The following is a 16536-nucleotide window of genomic DNA, read 5'->3' as shown; positions in this document are numbered from 1 at the left end:
TGACATTTCTCCGTCAACGTTTGTGCTCAAGCGGCGCGTTTGATTTGAGAGAGTTGGACTGCATGAAGTTTGCGGCGTAGGGCGAGTCCATAGCGATAACGTACACGACCGCCAATCTTTACTTCCCCTTTATGCTTGATTTCGACACGGAGTTTCGGCATGGAGTTGATTTTCAGCTCACCAATGCCCTCTTCCAGCTTCCACTCTGAAGTAAAACCCATACCCCGTTCTGAGATATCCGTAATTTGAATACTCACCTTCGGGAAAATTTTATGTGCCCAATACAGGGTTCCTTTCACCCTAGATTGGCACTTGTATCTTTGCCAACGGCGTACTTCGCTCATCGCCCTACTTCTCTCTCATATAAATACTCAATGAGATTCACTAAACCTGAGTGAATCACTCAGATATAGTACGGACGAGGACGATAAAATTTCGTCTTATTTTAGAAACAACTTAAGTTTAACTTACGGAAGCTCTCGTTAGTGAGGCACTTCATAGAGTTCCAATGGCAAACCATCAGGATCCTGAAAGAAGGTAAAACGGGCTTGAGTATAAGGGTCGACACGCACAGGCTCGCATTGAACACCCTGCGATTCCAGATAGGCGGTAGCCTCATCGATATTCTGCGTGGAAAAAGCAAGATGTCGCAGCCCTTGAGCTTCAGGGAAAGAAGGACGTGAAGGACTTTCCGGAAAAGAAAACAGCTCCAGCTGTCTGCCATCGGGGAGTTGCAAATCAACTTTCCAGGAATTCCGCGCTTTACGGTAATTCTCCGCCAGAATTTCAAACCCCAGCACCTCATGATAAAAGCGCTTTGACACGACAATATCGCTGGCAATCAAAGCGACGTGATGAATTCCTTGAATCATTGGCGAAAACTCCTATTAGTTAGTCATTTTTGCCAACCATTATTAGGTTGACTGACCGACACGTATCTAACTCTTTGAAAATACGGCTATCATAATTGGCATCAGATTTGCTGAATAGTACGTTAAAGCAATAACAAGGATAGAAATGATGACGCTAACAGCAAAACGTAAGAACCAGTATAAAGCAGGTTTTTCAGTGTTTATGTTCGGCTTTTCCTTTGGAGTCGCGCTTCTCGCGTCCGTTTGTTAAGTACAGTTATACCCGAGAAATGCCGTATCACTGCCTGTCGGCATTTCTCCTTTTTCTTCCCCATCAAGCTTATCGACAATCCTGCCTTACAGCGCTAAGGTTATGAAAATACGTTGCTTCCGGTAGGGTACCCATGTCTCACATCGATTTCAGGAAGAAAATCAGCCTCGCCCGTCCCAGACCTTATGGCACCCATCTCCAACGGGCTCTTGAAAGTGACCGTGGGCGCATTATCAATTCCGCCCCCATTCGCCGCCTGCAGCAAAAAACGCAAGTCTTCCCACTGGAACGAAACTCTGCAGTACGAAGCCGACTCACTCATTCCATGGAAGTGCAGCAAGTTGGCCGATTTATCGTCCACTCTATTTTGATCGCCTCTCAGACAATGAAATCAAAGCCTATGGCTTGGCGGAGCTTGAGCGTCCGATTGAATCTTTGGTGGAAATAGCCTGCCTGATGCATGACATGGGCAACCCGCCATTCGGGCATTGCGGTGAAGACGCGATTAACCGTTGGTTTAGCAAACACCTCAACGATCTCGCGCCCATGCGTCGGCTTCTTGAGGAACTTCCAACGTCAACAACAGACCCCATTCTCCATGAGCTTTGTCATTTCGATGGCAACGCGCAGGCAATCCGTCTGGTGCAATCACTGCATCGCTTCAATCTTACCTACAGTCAGGCAGCGGCAGTGCTGAAATACACCCGTCCAGCGACTGAGCGCGCCGAGGAAGTGCCGGTAGATAAAAGCTATCTCACCAAGAAAGTCGGTTACTACATCACTGAAAACCGCTACGTGAATGCTTTAATGGACGAGTTGGAAATCAGTAAATATTGCCGTCATCCTCTCAGCTACATCATGGAAGCGGCAGACGACATTTCTTACTGTCTGGCTGACTTGGAAGACGCGGTCGAGAAACGCATTCTTTCTCTGGAAACCCTGACTGAACATCTCAAACGCACGTTTGCCGAACTTGAGCCGGATAACCGCCCGATAAAAGGCAGACACTGTTTCGACGCCCTGCTCGATAACGTTTATCGTGATGCGCAAAACGACGAGATCAGCCCTACCCACAAATTCTTCATCAAACTTCGTGTGGAAATGGTTCATCCACTGGTCAATCACGCGTCAGAGCAGTTCACGCAGAACCTTGAAGCGGTATTCAATGGAGATCTGAACCGTGCGTTAATCGAAGACAACAGCCAGTTCCACGCATTGGCGAAGACTTTCAAACAGGTGGCAATTAATCACGTATTCAACGATCCCGAAGTCGAAAATCTGGAACTTCAAGGTTACAAAATCATTGGTGGGTTATTGGAAGAATATCGACCCCTGCTGGATTTAGACCAAGATACCTTCCAGAAAATCGTTCGCGGTGAAGGACGAAAATTGCCCGTGGAAAGAAGGTTATTCAACAAGCTTTCCAGAAAACATGTAGCGGCATACGAAATTGCCCTGAAGGAAGAAGCACCAGTGAATCATCCGACGCTTTGGGAGTTCTACTTGAGATGCCGATTACTGCAGGATTACATCAGTGGCATGACCGATCAGTTCGCGTTTGATGAATACAAAACCCTGCTGGTTAGCGATTAAAGTCTCTCAGTTGGATAGCCGTATCCTCGCAAAAACAGATCCACGCAGGAATGCACGTAAGTGCGTCGTGTTTCTGCGTCTTCTTCTGAGTCAAACCCCAGTAACGCCCAATACACCGCACGACCGTGCAACATCAGCAAGAGCTGCATAGCCGCAGATTCAGTGTTGTCACACAGGGGCAGCTCCCCCCTTTTGACCAATAGGGAAAGGTAATCGCTGATTCGGTTGATGTTGCGGATAGGACCCTGTTCTAGAAAGATGCGGGCGATTTCAGGATGGGTACCAGACTGACGAATCGTATTCTGAAACGTATTACGCGCCTCTTCCCCCAGCAGCATGTTTTGGAACAGCCAGCCAAACTCACGGAGCACGACGTGTGCAGCACGTGATTCGTGTTCCAGATCCAGCTCCAACCCCGCCGAGATGCATTTTTCAATGATGCAGGTTTCGAACAACTGATCTTTACTACTGAAGTGCGCGTAAACCGTTTGTTTACTGACATTTGCATGCACTGCAATTGCATCCATAGAGATGCCATAGCCTTGCTTGGAAAAGAGCTCAACAGCTGCCGAAAGGATTTGTTGGCGCTTTTGCTCTTTTCGCTGCGAGATATGCGTTGTCATAGTCTTCCCTGGTTGAGTTGCTGTGCATTTATTAGCCTAATCAAACTGGACAGTCTAGTTTGATTGCTTTATTTTTAATCTAATTGGACTGGACAGTCTAGTCCACTAAATAATCGTAACGGACGACGAGAAATTTTCCATGCAAAAGTGCATTCCATCTGTCGCTATCGCGGCCACTATCACTCTCCTCACTGCCTGCAATTCGCAGACAGAAGAAGCCGCGGCACAGCCTGAGCATAACTTACCGACCGTTAATGTACTGACCGTAGAACTTGCGCCGGGTTACTCCGTTAACCGCGAATATGTCGGTACTGTTCAGGCGGGTCAAAGTGCCAACCTGGGTTTTGAACTCGGCGGCAAGGTGAACAGCTTATTTGTCGACGAGGGCGATACTGTTGTTAAAGGCCAGCCCCTGATCAGACTGGATACCCAGTTACTCGAAACCGAAGCCCAGCAGTTGGGCGCGCAATTGGAACAACTCGACGCCCAACTGGACCTCACCCGTACCAACCTACAACGCCAACGCCAGTTGAAAAAGAAAGGCTTCAGTGCGGATGCAGAAATCGATTCACTGATCAGCCAACGTGACGCCCTGTTGGCAAATGTTCGACAACTCAATGCGTCACTTTCCTCGAATAAACTTCGTCAGGAAAAATCCACCATCTACGCCCCTTACAACGGCAAGATAAGCCAGCGCTATGTCTCCCAAGGGGACGTTGTGAATGTCGGTGCTCCGACCCTCACCCTATTGGCAGATGATCTAAAAGAAGCGCGTATTGGTGTGCCTATCAAATACCTCGAAGCACTGACTGCCAATTCATCCGCCAAGGTCCGTGTCGCTTCAGATGTTTATCCAGCGACGTTACTGAATCCCGGCGCTGCACTGGATATGCGCTCGCGCACCGTGACGCTTCGTTACCTGCTTCCTGAAGGCTCAAATGCCCTCGACGGCCAACTCGCTTATTTGCAGTTTTCCTTTGAAACACCGCAAGAAGGTTTCTGGATGCCATTGACAGGACTGACTGATGGACTACGTGGAACTTGGAATGTCTATGCTGTGGTACCGGGCGATTCGGGCAGTCAGTTTGTATCACGCCGTTCAGTGCAAGTTCTCCATGCTGATGAGAAGAAGGCCTATGTCTCCGGTGCAATTGGCGACGGTGACAAAGTATTAGTGGATGGCGTTCACCGCGTGGTTTCCGGTCAATCCGTAAACGTAGCGGCGGAGTAACTTCCATGGAAAAGTTACTCAAAAACACCCGATTATTGGTCCTGTTTACTGTCCTGTTGTTGGTTTCAGGGCTTTCAGCGCTCTCTACTCTTCCCCGCGCAGAAGACCCTGCACTCATCAATCGCTGGGCAACGATTACGACGGCTTATCCTGGCGCCAGTGCAGAGCGTGTAGAAGCCTTGGTCACAGAGGAGCTTGAAAACGAGCTACGTGCACTCGATGAAATTAAGTTGATTGAATCCCAGTCGCGCCCTGGTATTTCTGTCATCACGATAGAACTTCATGACGAGCTCACCGAAACTGAACCGGTTTGGTCAAAGGTACGTGACAAAATTGGAGATGCGTCGCCTAACCTGCCTTCCGGCGCTCAAGAACCCGCCTTCGACAATGATCATTCTAATGCTTTCACCTACATCACTGCCCTGCAGTGGGATGACGATAGCGATGTTGACCCACTGATCCTCGGCCGTTATGCCAAAGAGCTTGCCAAACGTTGGCGAAACCTTGCTGGTACCGAATTTGTGGAAACCCACGGTGCGCCGGACGAAGAGATTCTCGTTACTCTCGACGTGGCATCTGCCAGTGTGCTTGGGCAATCTGCCCTTTCCATCTCGAACGCCATTTCAGCAGCCGATGCTAAAAACGCGGCAGGTGAACTTCACAATGAACGTAACCGCTTCCAACTGGAAGTCGCAGGCGAACTCGACTCAGTTGATCGGGTAAAGCGTGTTCCTGTCGCGATTGATGAGAATGGCTTTCTTGTCCGGTTGGAAGATGTCGCTTCCGTTGTGCGGGCGCAGGCTTTGCCACTCAAACAAATTGCACTGATTGATGGCAAACCCGCGGTATTGGTTTCTGCACGGATGCAAGGAACGATTCGGGTTGATAACTGGACGGCGTCTGCCGATGCACTTATCGACGGATTCCGAGCAGATCTCCCCTCCAACATCAGCATCAAACCCATTTTCAAGCAGGCAAAATACACCGAAACCCGACTGTCAGAGTTGGTCGATAGCTTACTGCTCGGTTTCGGGCTGGTATTAATTGTGCTGTTTATCACTTTGGGCTTTCGATCTGCGATTTTGGTTGCCCTGTCCCTACCCATCGCCTCTGCTTTTACGCTGGCATTAATGAGCTTTACGGGCTTGCCTATAAACCAGATGTCTGTCACGGGTCTTATCGTGTCACTCGGCATCATGGTCGATAACGCCATTGTCATGGTCGATACTATCCAGCATTACCGCCAACAAGGTGTGAAGCGACTGGAAGCGGCAGTGAACGCCATCAAACACCTTTGGTTACCGCTGCTGGGTTCGACATTGACGACGATCCTCGCCTTTGCGCCCATCTTCCTCATGCCGGGGCCTGCAGGTGAATTCGTCGGCGCGATTGCCATTACCGTCAGCTTCTCGCTGATTGGCTCCTATATCGTTTCGCATTTTCTGGTGTCGGGCTTTGCTGCGCGCTGGTTGCCTTCTGGCGAAAGCCACAACCATTGGTATCAATCAGGCTTGACCATTCCTTGGTTAAGTGAGGCTTTCCGCGCGTCAGTCCGAGCCGCGGTTAGGTTCCCGTGGCTTGCGATCCCAATTGTGTTTATGGTGCCATTTTCCGGCTTTTGGGCTGCTGGTCAGCTCACCGAACAATTCTTCCCACCATCAGACAGAGATATGTTTGAGATTCAGGTGTTCCTGTCTCCTCAAGCGAGTATTAATGCAACATTAGAAACCACGCGACAGATTGAAGCGCTGCTAGAAGAAACCGAAGGCGTTGAGCAAGTAGGCTGGGTGGTTGGTGAGAACTTCCCATCGTTTTACTACAACATGATGGGACGCCAACGTGGCGCGCCTAATTTCGCGCAAGCCATGGTGAAAGCCGAAGACTTCCGTGCCGCGAATGACATGATCCCATTACTTCAGGGGCAACTTTCCGAGCAATTTCCCCACGCGCAAATTCTGGTGAGAAAGCTGGAGCAAGGCCCTCCTTTCAATGCGCCACTGGAAGTGCGTGTGTATGGCCCGAACCTTGACCGTCTTCGGGATATCAGTGAGAACATTCGCCTGCTGATGGCTTCCACACCTGATGTCATTAACACCCGCGAAACCCTGCAACCTGGCACCCCTAAGATCGCCGTTAAGGTGAATGAAGAAGCCAGTCAACTCACAGGCATGTCACTCAGTGATATTGCCATGCTGCTTAATGCCTCCATGTCGGGCATTGTTCAGGGAAGCGTCGTCGAAGAAACTGAATCCATTCCTGTCCGTGTGCGCGTCGCTGATGACTCACGCACCAGCATCAACGAATTGAACAAACTGAGATTGCCTTTGGCTGGCAGTGAAGGTCAGGCTGACTTGCCTATCACCGCCATTGCAGATTTGGCGATCGAGCCTAGCCGTGGTGCCATTCCCCACCGCAATGGTGAACGTGTCAATGTGATTGAAGGTTACATCACTGCCGGCGTGCTACCCCAAACTGCATTGAACGCTTTTACTGAGAAACTGGAAAACGCTGACCTGCGTTTACCGCCGGGTTATCGCCTCGAATTTGGTGGCGAATCTGCTGAGCGGAACGATTCCGTCAATCAGCTTTTGGCCAATCTCACCATCGTTATCACCCTATTAATTGCGGTCGTCGTGGTCTCGTTCAATTCATTCCGTCTGAGTGGGATTATTTTCTTGGTCGGCGTTCAGGCTGCAGGTTTGGGTCTGTTGTCGGTTTGGGTGTTTGGCTACCCATTTGGCTTTACGGTGATCATTGGATTACTTGGTTTGGTCGGTCTGGCGATCAACGCCTCGATAGTGATTCTGGCAGAGCTAAAATCCTGCCCAGAGGCCAAATCGGGGAAACGAGAAGCCATTGTTGAAGCGGTAAGCAGTTGTGGCCGACACATAACCTCCACGACCATCACAACAATTGGCGGTTTCCTGCCGTTAATCCTGGCTGGCGGTGGCTTCTGGCCACCTTTCGCTATCGCCATTGCAGGCGGCACATTGCTGACAACCCTGTTGTCATTCTACTTCGTGCCAGCAGCATTCAGGATTGCAGTTGCGTTTCGCCCTTTAGACAAACCCAACTCTCTGGAACCCACTGAGGCATAAGGTGAACAGTAGGCATAAAAAAACAGCCACCTCCCGGTGGCTGTTTTTTTCTTCAATGGTTGAATCGTATCCGCAAAAGCTAAAACGCAGAAAGAACAGGGCTAGCCATTAAGCCCATCAGCAGCAAAATTGGAAACATGATCTTAATGATGAACGGAATCCGCATTATCACATTCCTTTTCTAATAGTACGGCTTTAGCAACCCGCGACTCTCCCACACGGTTTGCACTCCGCCAAGCCAACAGCAGCAAAGCTTGTTAATTATAGACGCAAACTTTTAACAAGACATACAGCATTGCATACCTTTTTGGACAAAAACTTAGACAACCAGCAGTTCTATATGAAATATAAGGAATATTTTCTCCGAATTTTTTTGCGACTCATCACGCTTTTATAGCAGATACCATACAAAATCGGATGCTCATTACCTTCGATGCGCTTCTATTAATCTGGCCAGTACCAGTTTGGTGTGTCTAACAATCCCTGACCTTGCACTTCGGTTTGGCCCAAGATTTTTTCCAGCTCGATGGCATGACAATCTGGATGCTGGTTCAGGGCATTGATCAAGCGGTTCGCATGGGAAATCACCCAAACCTGCGAATGCTGTGAGGCGTGGGTGATCAGTCTTGCAAGCGCAGGCAAAAGATCAGGATGCAGACTGGTTTCCGGTTCGTTGAGCACCATCAGCGCTGGTGGCCTTGGCGTCAGCAATGCAGCGACCCAAAGCACGAATCGCAATGTTCCGTCAGAAAGCTCGGCACCACTCAAGGGACGCAACAAGCCTTTCTGGTAGAATTCGATGGAAAAACGACCATCATCCTTAGTCACCACACGCAGCTTACAACCTGGAAATGCATCTTCGATGGCACGGTCTAGCGCTTCCTTGTCACCGATTTCGATAACGGTTTGAAGTGCGGCAGCAACATCCCTTCCATCGTGATGAAGCACCGGCGTTCGGGTGCCTAACTGAGGTTTCCTTGCAGGTGCATCGGCGTCTGTGCGGAAATGATCGTAAAACCGCCAGCTCCGAATCATTTCGCGGGTATGAAAAACTTCGGCAGCAGAGCTTGGATCAGCATGAGCATCAAACATGCTGTCATAACTAGGTATATGCTGGGAGGCCACTTCCCAGCTACGTCCATTGCGAATTCTAACCATGTTACCTTTTCGCTCTACCAGAGAGCTGGCTGGACGATAGTACGGGCCATTGAAAATGCATTCACGCTTGATTTCGGGATCGAAACAAAATGCACTTTGCTGGGGTTCAGGTAATCCAAGCGAAATCGTATACCCAAAGGTTTCACTCGAGAACCCAAGTTTTAACCTTATCACATCTTTACGTACCACTGGCTCCACTTCGACATCCCCACGGCGCATCGCCTCAGAGATTTCTTCGGGACCTGCCCAGAAGGTCGATTGCAATCCCCCTTCTTCCGCAAGCGAGTTGACCACGCCCCCGGATGCAGTTTTCGCCAGCAACCGAAGCGCCTTGTACAAGTTCGATTTGCCACTGCCGTTCGGCCCGGTGATCAGATTTAACGGCCCGAGGGGGATAGTGAGAGACTGGATGGAGCGGTAGTTGGCAATGGAAAGCGTGGTAAGCATGGCGAGCCCGGATAAATGACTAATGCGCTCATGTTATCAATTGACTACACCCAATCAACCCAGAGTACACAGTTTCATATCCAAAGCTCCTTCCAATGGATGATTGAGGTTTCATCACTGTAAGTCGAAAATATGCGTTCGAACATGGAGGTTAGTGCAATGCAGAATTGCAAGAATGCAGACCCATTATGGAATGACCTGAAAATCTATAACGCTGTCGTGTGCGAAGGATCGTTATCGGGCGCATCAAGACGATTGAGCATCAGTCATTCCACAGTGTGCCGCAGAATTTCGCGTCTCGAAGATATCGTCGGTGTCCCGTTAATCCGAAGGCGGTCTAATGGCATCGCATTTACCAAAAATGGAGAGCAGTTGGGTGGCTTTGTCAGGGAAATGGATGAACGCGCCAACGACATCATGTTCTGGATTAAACAGAAGAAAGATGACCTCGCTGGCGTCCTGTCACTCAGTTGCTGCGATATCGCCTTGCAGAGCCTGTCGCGTATCGTAGGAGATCTTTCCGTCTCCAATCCCGGCATTCAATTCGATATTAAAGTCAGCGCGATGAATGCAGATTTACGGCTTGCCAGCACAGATCTCGCCATTCGTGCCACCACCTCTCCCGATGAGTCGCTGGTTGGCGTAAAGCTCAGTCACTTTCAGTTCCAACTGGCGAAATGCGCGGGAGTGAACTCTCCTTCCCATGCGAACTGGATTTGCCTGAACGACGCGTTTTCCCACCTTCCTGCTGAACGTTGGCTAGGGGAACAAAAATCAGAGAGCCAAAGCCAAATCAAAGTCGACAGCTATATGAGCGCGGCGGAATTGATTCGCACCGGGACAGGCATTGGATTGTTGCCAGATTTCGTGGTGGAAAATGATCCCTACCTTGAAGCCATCGACGTTGAAGAAACACTCCCCACTTGGGATTTATGGTTGGTTTATCACCGTTCTCAAATCAACAACGGTCTGGTAAAAGCATTTACTAATCACCTGAAAAGTCATTGGTGCGAAAACCAATCCATCCCCCTACCTCCGGAAGTAAGCAGCACCGATCTTTCTTGGCAAAAGTGAATTGCGCTCTCATTCTTCGTTCAAACTGGACGGCAGCCCTCACACTAGGCTCAATGGATAGGAAGCAGACACAAGTACTCACCTATTGTTAAATAGCGTGGATTGTTTTCAGGGAAGGAAACATGAAAAGGGAAGTCATCACAGCACTAGAAGGCATTGTCGGCAGCAAATTTGTCATTACCGACGAAGAAACCATGCGCCCCTATGAATGTGATGGCCTCTCGGTCTATACCGAAATACCAGTGTGTGTCGTGCTTCCTGCATCGACAGAAGAAGTCATGGCGGTCATGTCGCTCTGCTACAAGCACAAGATCAACGTCGTCGTCCGAGGTGCAGGAACCGGCCTTTCTGCTGGCGCCTTACCGCTAAGCGACGGCCTGCTGCTTTCCCTCGCCAGACTCAATCAAATACTGGATATCGACAAAACCACCTCACTAGCCGTGGTTCAACCCGGCGTTCGTAACCTGGCTATATCAGAACAAGCCAGCCTTGAAGGTTTGTATTATGCGCCTGACCCTTCTTCCCAGATAGCTTGCTCAATTGGCGGGAACGTCGCCGAAAACGCAGGCGGTGTGCATTGCCTGAAATATGGCTTAACCGTCCACAATGTGGTGTCTGCTGTGGTCGTCACCGTCGAAGGCGAAAAACTGGTTTTAGGCGGCGCTGCGTATGACTTACCCGGTTTCGATTTGATGGCTTTAATGACTGGCTCTGAAGGCATGTTAGGCATAGTCACTGAAATCACCGTGCGCTTACTTCCTCTGCCCGACGTGGCCCGCGTGATCCTTGCTGGTTTTGATTCGGTGGAAAACGCTGCAAATGCAGTGAACGATATCATCGCCAACGGCATTATTCCCGCTGGTTTAGAAATGATGGATGCTTACGCCATTTCCGCCGCTGAAGACTTTGCCAAAGCGGGTTATCCCAAAGAGGCCGATGCCCTGTTGCTTTGCGAGCTGGATGGCAGCGAAGAAGATGTGAATCACCAGCTTTTACAAACTCAGCAAATATTGCAGCAGGCAGGTGCAACAACTCTCAAGATCTCGGAAAGCGAAGATGAACGGGCAAGAATGTGGAAGGGCCGCAAATCTGCATTCCCTGCTGTAGGGCGTATTTCACCTGATTATTACTGTATGGATGGCACCATTCCGCGCAGTGAACTTGCCAGCGTGCTAAATCAAATCCACCAGCTTTCACGATTCTATGGCCTACGCGTCGCCAATGTCTTTCATGCAGGGGACGGTAACCTCCACCCTTTGATTCTGTTTGATGCCAATGTGCAGGGGGAACTTGAAAAGACCGAAGAATTCGGCGCGGAGATACTCAGAATTTGTGTGGAAGCCGGCGGCTGTATCACTGGGGAGCATGGTGTTGGCGTAGAGAAAATCAACCAGATGCACCACCAGTTTAATGACGCTGAGTTAGCGCAGTTTCATCGCGTAAAAGCAGCCTGGGACGCGGAAGGATTGCTCAATCCCGGCAAAGGAATTCCCGAGCCAAAGCATTGTCAGGAACACAAAACGCTTATCCACTCTCACAATACGGAGGGGAGCTCAAATGGCTGATATCACCTCCAACCTGATTGAACAGGTCAACGATGCGATAGCGGATAAAACAGCATTAAATTTGATTGGCGGAAATACAAAACATTTCATCGGCCGTCAGCCTTTCGGTCAGGCAGTTTCCCTGAAAAACCATACAGGCGTGATTTCCTATCGCCCGAGCGAGCTTGTGATTACCGCCCGTGCGGGCACGACCATTGCAGAGATCCAGGCACTGCTGGCGAATAACAACCAGACCTTAGTGGGTGAACCACCGGCCTTTAACGGCAAAGCCACGCTCGGAGGTTCTGTTGCTGCTGGCATCAGCGGTGCTTCACGCCCTTTTTGGGGCTCACTGCGCGATGCCATACTGGGGGTGAAACTCATCAATGGCTACGGGGAACATCTTCGCTTTGGCGGACAAGTGATGAAAAACGTCGCTGGTTACGATGTTTCCAGACTGCAAGCCGGGGCGTTTGGTGCGTTTGGCATTGTCACTGAAGTCAGTCTGCGTGTGCGTCCAAAATCAGAAAGCACCACCACCCTGGTGTTTGAATGTGATGCGCCCTCTGCTATCGGGCGAATGCGCGATCTTTCGGTATCGGCACTTCCTTTGTCGGCCATTGCTTGGTGTTCAGGCCAACTCTTCATCCGGCTTTCCGGCAGTCAACTGGCTATCAATCACAGCATAGAAACGCTTGGTGGAGAACGGCTGGAAAATCAGGATTTGTTCTGGCGGTCCATCAGAAATTTCCGTCACCCATTTTTTTCTCATCGTGCGCAGCCGTTATATCGGCTCTCCCTCTCTCCCGCCGCACCGCACTATGAGCAATTGGGCGATACACTGATCGACTGGGCAGGTGGCGTCCGATGGGTCTATTTGGACCAATCACTCTCCACCCTCGCCAATCTTGCTGCTCTGCAAGGTGGACATGCCGCTTGTTATCGTCCCATTGATCGTCATGCCGAGTGTTTTCATCCGCCGTCGGACACAGCCAAACGCATACACCAGAACCTGAAAATGGCTTTTGACCCACACAGTCTGTTTAATCCCGGCCGCATGTATTCATGGTTAGGGCGAGATGAAGCTCAGGGAGACAATAGCCAATGAAGACATCACTGAAAGATGAGTTTCTAAGCACGCTGGATGGCAAAAAGGCCGAAGAAATCCTACGCCGATGCGTTCATTGCGGCTTCTGCAATGCTACCTGCCCAACCTACCAAGAACTCAGCGATGAGCGGGACGGACCGCGCGGGCGAATTTACCTCATCAAACAAATGCTGGAAAACGGCGAAGCCACAGAGAAAACACGAACGCATCTGGATAGGTGCCTGACTTGCCGAAGTTGTGAAACCACCTGTCCCTCCGGCGTCGAATACAGCCAGCTGTTGGATATCGGCAAGCAGCACATTGAAAAGCTTGTGCCGCGTTCGTTTAGCGATAGAACACTACGTTACGGCGTCACACGAATCCTACCCAATGCTTCATGGAACAAGGTAATGTTCAGGCTCGCACGCCAGTTTACGTTTCTCATGCCGGACACTTTCCGCGAGCAAATTCCAACGGAGCAACCGCTAAAGTCCTATCCTTCCGCAACGAAAACCAACCGCACCATGATTGCCTTCAGAGGCTGCGTGCAGCAAACCGCTACGCCCAATACTGTCAAAGCTGCCAAAGCGGTGTTAAGTCATTTGGGGATTGAGCTGATTGAAGTGGCTCAGGAAGGCTGTTGTGGCGCAGTCAATCTTCACCTTTCAGAACATGAACGCGCCGTACAACAAGCCAAACGAAACATCGATGTCTGGTGGCGCTATCTCGAACATGGTGCTGAAGCCATTGTCATGTCTGCATCAGGCTGTGGTGTCACTATCAAGGATTACCCGCAGCTTCTGGTCGAATCCCCTTACTATCGAGAGAGGGCTTTGGTTATTGCGGAAAAAGCCAAGGATTTGAGTGAAATCTTACTCGCGGAAGATCTCACCCAATTGCCGCTTAAGACCAGCAACGAGCGAGTTGCCGTGCACTGCCCCTGCACGTTACAACATGGCATGAAAAACAAGGAAACCTATTACGAGGTATTGAGGCGACTAGGTGTCGAACAAACCCGTAAGTCAGAAGACCATCTTTGTTGTGGTTCGGCCGGCACCTACTCCCTCTTCCAACCAGAGCTGAGTCAACAACTCTTGAAACGCAAGATGAAGGCACTCAGTGAAGGGGATCCTGAAGGGATTGTCACAGCCAACATTGGCTGCCAATTGCATTTGGGCTCGAAAGCCCAAGTGCCGGTGAAACATTGGATTGAATTGATTGCGGAACGTTTGGAAAACTGAGCGGTTAAATCCAGCGTCTTACCTTGGTCATGTATTCAGGAAAAGCATCTGGGAATTGACCCGCCAGGTACTCTTCTTCCGGCTCAATCTGAAAGCGGTTCATGTAAAACACAAACGCCAAACAGCCCAACGCCGTGAACACGTTAGCCCAATAGAAAACGCCACCCACCAACGCCAGCAGCATTCCAAGGTACATAGGGTTTCGGGTGATTTTGTATATGCCACCGGAGACAAGTGCTGTGGCTTCCGTCGTCAGCATGGGGTTTACTGTGGTTTTATGGCGACGAAACTCGACCACACCGCTCACAGCAACAAACGCACCAATAGCCACAAATAACAGCGGCAACCCAGAAGGAAGGGAAGCCAGCCACTCGCTGGCAGGGGTAAACAGGGAAATGACCTTCATTAATACGAGTACCAGTGCGACAACAATGACAGGGGGGATTTTCAGTTTTAGGCTATTCATTACATCTTATCCATGGGCTAATTTCATTAGCTCATACTAACGTTTTGTGTAGCCCTTAGCGCTCCTACCAGACATTAACCTGTTGAAATAAATCTGCTTACGCGAGGTAACTCAAGTGTTTGGATTTACGTAATAAAAAAGAGTGAAGAAAAGCGCCAGAATGAAGTTCACCTGCCACAGTCCGTTTCCCCAGAACGTCAACGGCTCTTCAGACCATATCCGCAATGACAATACGAACATCTCTCCTTTGACCGTGACAACAAGCAATGCGGCAAGATAGGTTTTGATAAAACTCGCCACACCCAGCCGAGCGTAACCCAGAAGCTTCTCCACCCCCGTCACATTCATAGTATTGGCAGGTAGATATCAGTGATCATTTCGCGCTCTGGCACTTCAGGGAACAAGTTGATTCGTTCAAAAAACACAGGAAAGTCACGAAGCTTTTCACCCGATTGCTCCAGCCACGGGGAATACAGGTAACGAACAGCAACACCGATGGCATCAGTGCTGCCAATAAACCGAAGCTTTGCGCATCGGCCGCCTTCAATGGTTTTCACTTTGATACGTGGATCGGAAAAATCCGCTTTTTCAGGGAGCTCACAGCCAATGTCAAAGCGAAAAGAAGAGTCGGTTACCGCATCAGGGTCATCAAAAACCAGATTGAAGGTGCGATATTTCGACGGCGGACAATGATTGGCACGTCGCCACTCAATAAACTCACCTACCGTTCCACCCAGTCGATTAGGTGAATCTCGGTGCTCGATAGCAGCAATCGTGACGCTCGGGACATCCACAATCTCTACCTCAAAGTCAGCACCATTCATATAAACCTCATTCCTTACCCGAACAATGGCATCAAAATGGGTTTCCCATGACGCCCAGTCTGGATCCTGTCTGAAAGCTGAAGGGGAAACACCAAACACTTTCCTGAACGCGCGGGAGAAGGATTCACTGTTTTCGTAGTTACAGTCGAGTGCAATATCAGTCACAGAGATATCAGGGCGATAGACCAATTGATAAGAGGCTTTTTTCAGGCGAAGTAGCCTGACGTAGGTGGCAACGTTGACGCCATAGCGGATGGAGAACTGACGGTGGAAGTGAAACTTAGATAAGCATGCAACGCCGGAGAGTGCATCTAAATCAATGTCGCTATCAAGGTTGAGTTCAATAAATTCGCGCGCTCTTTCCAGTTTTTCCGCTAAGTGATGCATCTTGGTTCTATTTGCCGTTTCATCCATGTTCAGTGTCATTCTGAGTCTGCCATTTGCACGGCAAACCAGTCAGACCAAACTATCCTGAAACCGAAAATAAAACATGACCAAAATTGCTGAGCTTCGATCCACACTGGGCTTTATCATGCATCGGAAATGGAAAGAGCAGAGTCTCCCCTGCTCTTGTCGCACTATTTCAGATGTTTATTGATGGCAGCTTCTGCGCAGGCAACATCGAGATGACCGCCAGGCGCACCGCCAACACCGATCCCACCAACAATCATGTCTTTCTCTTTCAGCGGAATACCGCCAGCCAAAAACAATAGGTTTTCATCCATATATTGAAGGGGCTGCAGAATGGGCTTGTCATTGATGGTTTTCATCAGATCCGCCGTTGGGCGTTTCATGCTGACGGATGTGAACGCTTTCTGGCGCGAGCTCTCCAGTGTATGGGTCCCTGCTTTGTTATCACGAACCTGCGCTAACACCCGTCCGGTCGGGTCAACCACGGTTGCCGTCACCGCGTAGCCGTCTTTCTTACACTGATTCATCGCTTCCACTGCAAGGTTAAAAGCGACAGAAGAAGAGAGTTCTGATTTCTGAATGCTGACGTCCTTGGCCATTACGCCAAAGGAGGTAAA

Annotated in this window: 14 protein-coding genes and 1 pseudogene; 7 read left to right on the top strand and 8 right to left on the bottom strand. The window is 49.8% G+C overall.

Features of this window, described 5'->3' with window-relative positions; genetic code table 11:
* Positions 1-26: 26 nt before the first annotated feature.
* On the bottom strand, positions 27-221 hold the full coding sequence (locus G5S52_RS23830; RefSeq protein WP_002536200.1) for a hypothetical protein: 195 nt from the start codon (positions 219-221) through the stop codon (positions 27-29).
* 261 nt (positions 222-482) lie between these two features.
* Positions 483-872, bottom strand: a complete 390-nt coding sequence (gene gloA2, locus G5S52_RS05855; RefSeq protein ID WP_165012214.1) for an SMU1112c/YaeR family gloxylase I-like metalloprotein — start codon at positions 870-872, stop codon at positions 483-485.
* A 383-nt stretch (positions 873-1255) separates the two neighbouring features.
* On the opposite strand from gloA2, the pseudogene dgt reads away from it, so the two are divergent.
* A pseudogene (gene dgt / locus G5S52_RS05850) lies at positions 1256-2715 on the top strand (dGTPase).
* Here the strand turns inward: dgt and G5S52_RS05845 are convergent.
* Positions 2712-3338: a TetR/AcrR family transcriptional regulator gene (locus tag G5S52_RS05845; RefSeq protein WP_002536205.1), complete on the bottom strand. Its 627-nt coding sequence runs from the start codon at positions 3336-3338 to the stop codon at positions 2712-2714. The pseudogene dgt and the gene G5S52_RS05845 sit on opposite strands and share 4 nt — an antisense overlap.
* Positions 3339-3477: 139 nt before the next feature.
* Between G5S52_RS05845 and G5S52_RS05840 the strand changes: the two genes are divergently transcribed.
* Positions 3478-4569 (top strand): efflux RND transporter periplasmic adaptor subunit, encoded by a 1092-nt coding sequence (locus G5S52_RS05840; protein ID WP_165012213.1) that lies wholly within the window; start codon positions 3478-3480, stop codon positions 4567-4569.
* A gap of 5 nt (positions 4570-4574) precedes the next feature.
* Entirely contained in the window at positions 4575-7667 is a 3093-nt protein-coding gene (locus G5S52_RS05835) for an efflux RND transporter permease subunit (RefSeq protein ID WP_165012212.1), read from the top strand.
* Between the two features lie 444 nt (positions 7668-8111).
* Here G5S52_RS05835 and G5S52_RS05830 read toward each other — a convergent pair whose 3' ends face one another.
* Positions 8112-9272, bottom strand: coding sequence for an AAA family ATPase (locus G5S52_RS05830; protein WP_165012211.1), 1161 nt, complete (start codon positions 9270-9272; stop codon positions 8112-8114).
* A gap of 159 nt (positions 9273-9431) precedes the next feature.
* Here G5S52_RS05830 and G5S52_RS05825 point away from each other — a divergent pair, with 159 nt between their 5' ends.
* From G5S52_RS05825 to glcF, 4 genes are all read left to right on the top strand, one after another.
* Positions 9432-10346, top strand: a complete 915-nt coding sequence (locus tag G5S52_RS05825; RefSeq protein WP_235956112.1) for a LysR family transcriptional regulator — start codon at positions 9432-9434, stop codon at positions 10344-10346.
* A gap of 122 nt (positions 10347-10468) precedes the next feature.
* Complete coding sequence (locus tag G5S52_RS05820; protein WP_165012210.1) at positions 10469-11911, top strand: FAD-linked oxidase C-terminal domain-containing protein; 1443 nt, start codon at positions 10469-10471, stop codon at positions 11909-11911.
* Positions 11904-12998, top strand: a complete 1095-nt coding sequence (glcE, locus tag G5S52_RS05815) for a glycolate oxidase subunit GlcE (protein ID WP_165012209.1) — start codon at positions 11904-11906, stop codon at positions 12996-12998. The genes G5S52_RS05820 and glcE overlap by 8 nt, the downstream gene beginning before the upstream one ends.
* Positions 12995-14218 (top strand): glycolate oxidase subunit GlcF, encoded by a 1224-nt coding sequence (gene glcF, locus G5S52_RS05810; protein ID WP_165012208.1) that lies wholly within the window; start codon positions 12995-12997, stop codon positions 14216-14218. The genes glcE and glcF overlap by 4 nt, the downstream gene beginning before the upstream one ends.
* 4 nt (positions 14219-14222) lie before the next feature.
* Here glcF and G5S52_RS05805 read toward each other — a convergent pair whose 3' ends face one another.
* The 4 genes from G5S52_RS05805 to G5S52_RS05790 form a co-directional block, all read right to left on the bottom strand.
* Positions 14223-14684 carry a methyltransferase family protein gene (locus G5S52_RS05805; RefSeq protein ID WP_165012207.1) on the bottom strand — a complete coding sequence of 154 codons (462 nt, stop codon included), beginning with the start codon at positions 14682-14684 and terminating at the stop codon, positions 14223-14225.
* Between the two features lie 111 nt (positions 14685-14795).
* Positions 14796-15017, bottom strand: coding sequence for a hypothetical protein (locus G5S52_RS05800; RefSeq protein ID WP_165012206.1), 222 nt, complete (start codon positions 15015-15017; stop codon positions 14796-14798).
* An 11-nt stretch (positions 15018-15028) separates the two neighbouring features.
* Positions 15029-15934 (bottom strand): AraC family transcriptional regulator, encoded by a 906-nt coding sequence (locus tag G5S52_RS05795; RefSeq protein ID WP_165012205.1) that lies wholly within the window; start codon positions 15932-15934, stop codon positions 15029-15031.
* Between the two features lie 152 nt (positions 15935-16086).
* The gene (locus G5S52_RS05790) at positions 16087-16518 is read right to left on the bottom strand and encodes a GlcG/HbpS family heme-binding protein (RefSeq protein ID WP_235956127.1); all 432 of its coding nucleotides are present in this window, start codon (positions 16516-16518) and stop codon (positions 16087-16089) included.
* Positions 16519-16536: the final 18 nt, after the last annotated feature.

Origin of the sequence: Grimontia sedimenti, assembly GCF_011045095.1 — a bacterium.
Lineage (GTDB): Bacteria > Pseudomonadota > Gammaproteobacteria > Enterobacterales > Vibrionaceae > Enterovibrio > Enterovibrio sedimenti.
Note: the sequence above shows the minus strand (reverse complement) of the source record. Positions and strands in the feature narration are given on the sequence as shown.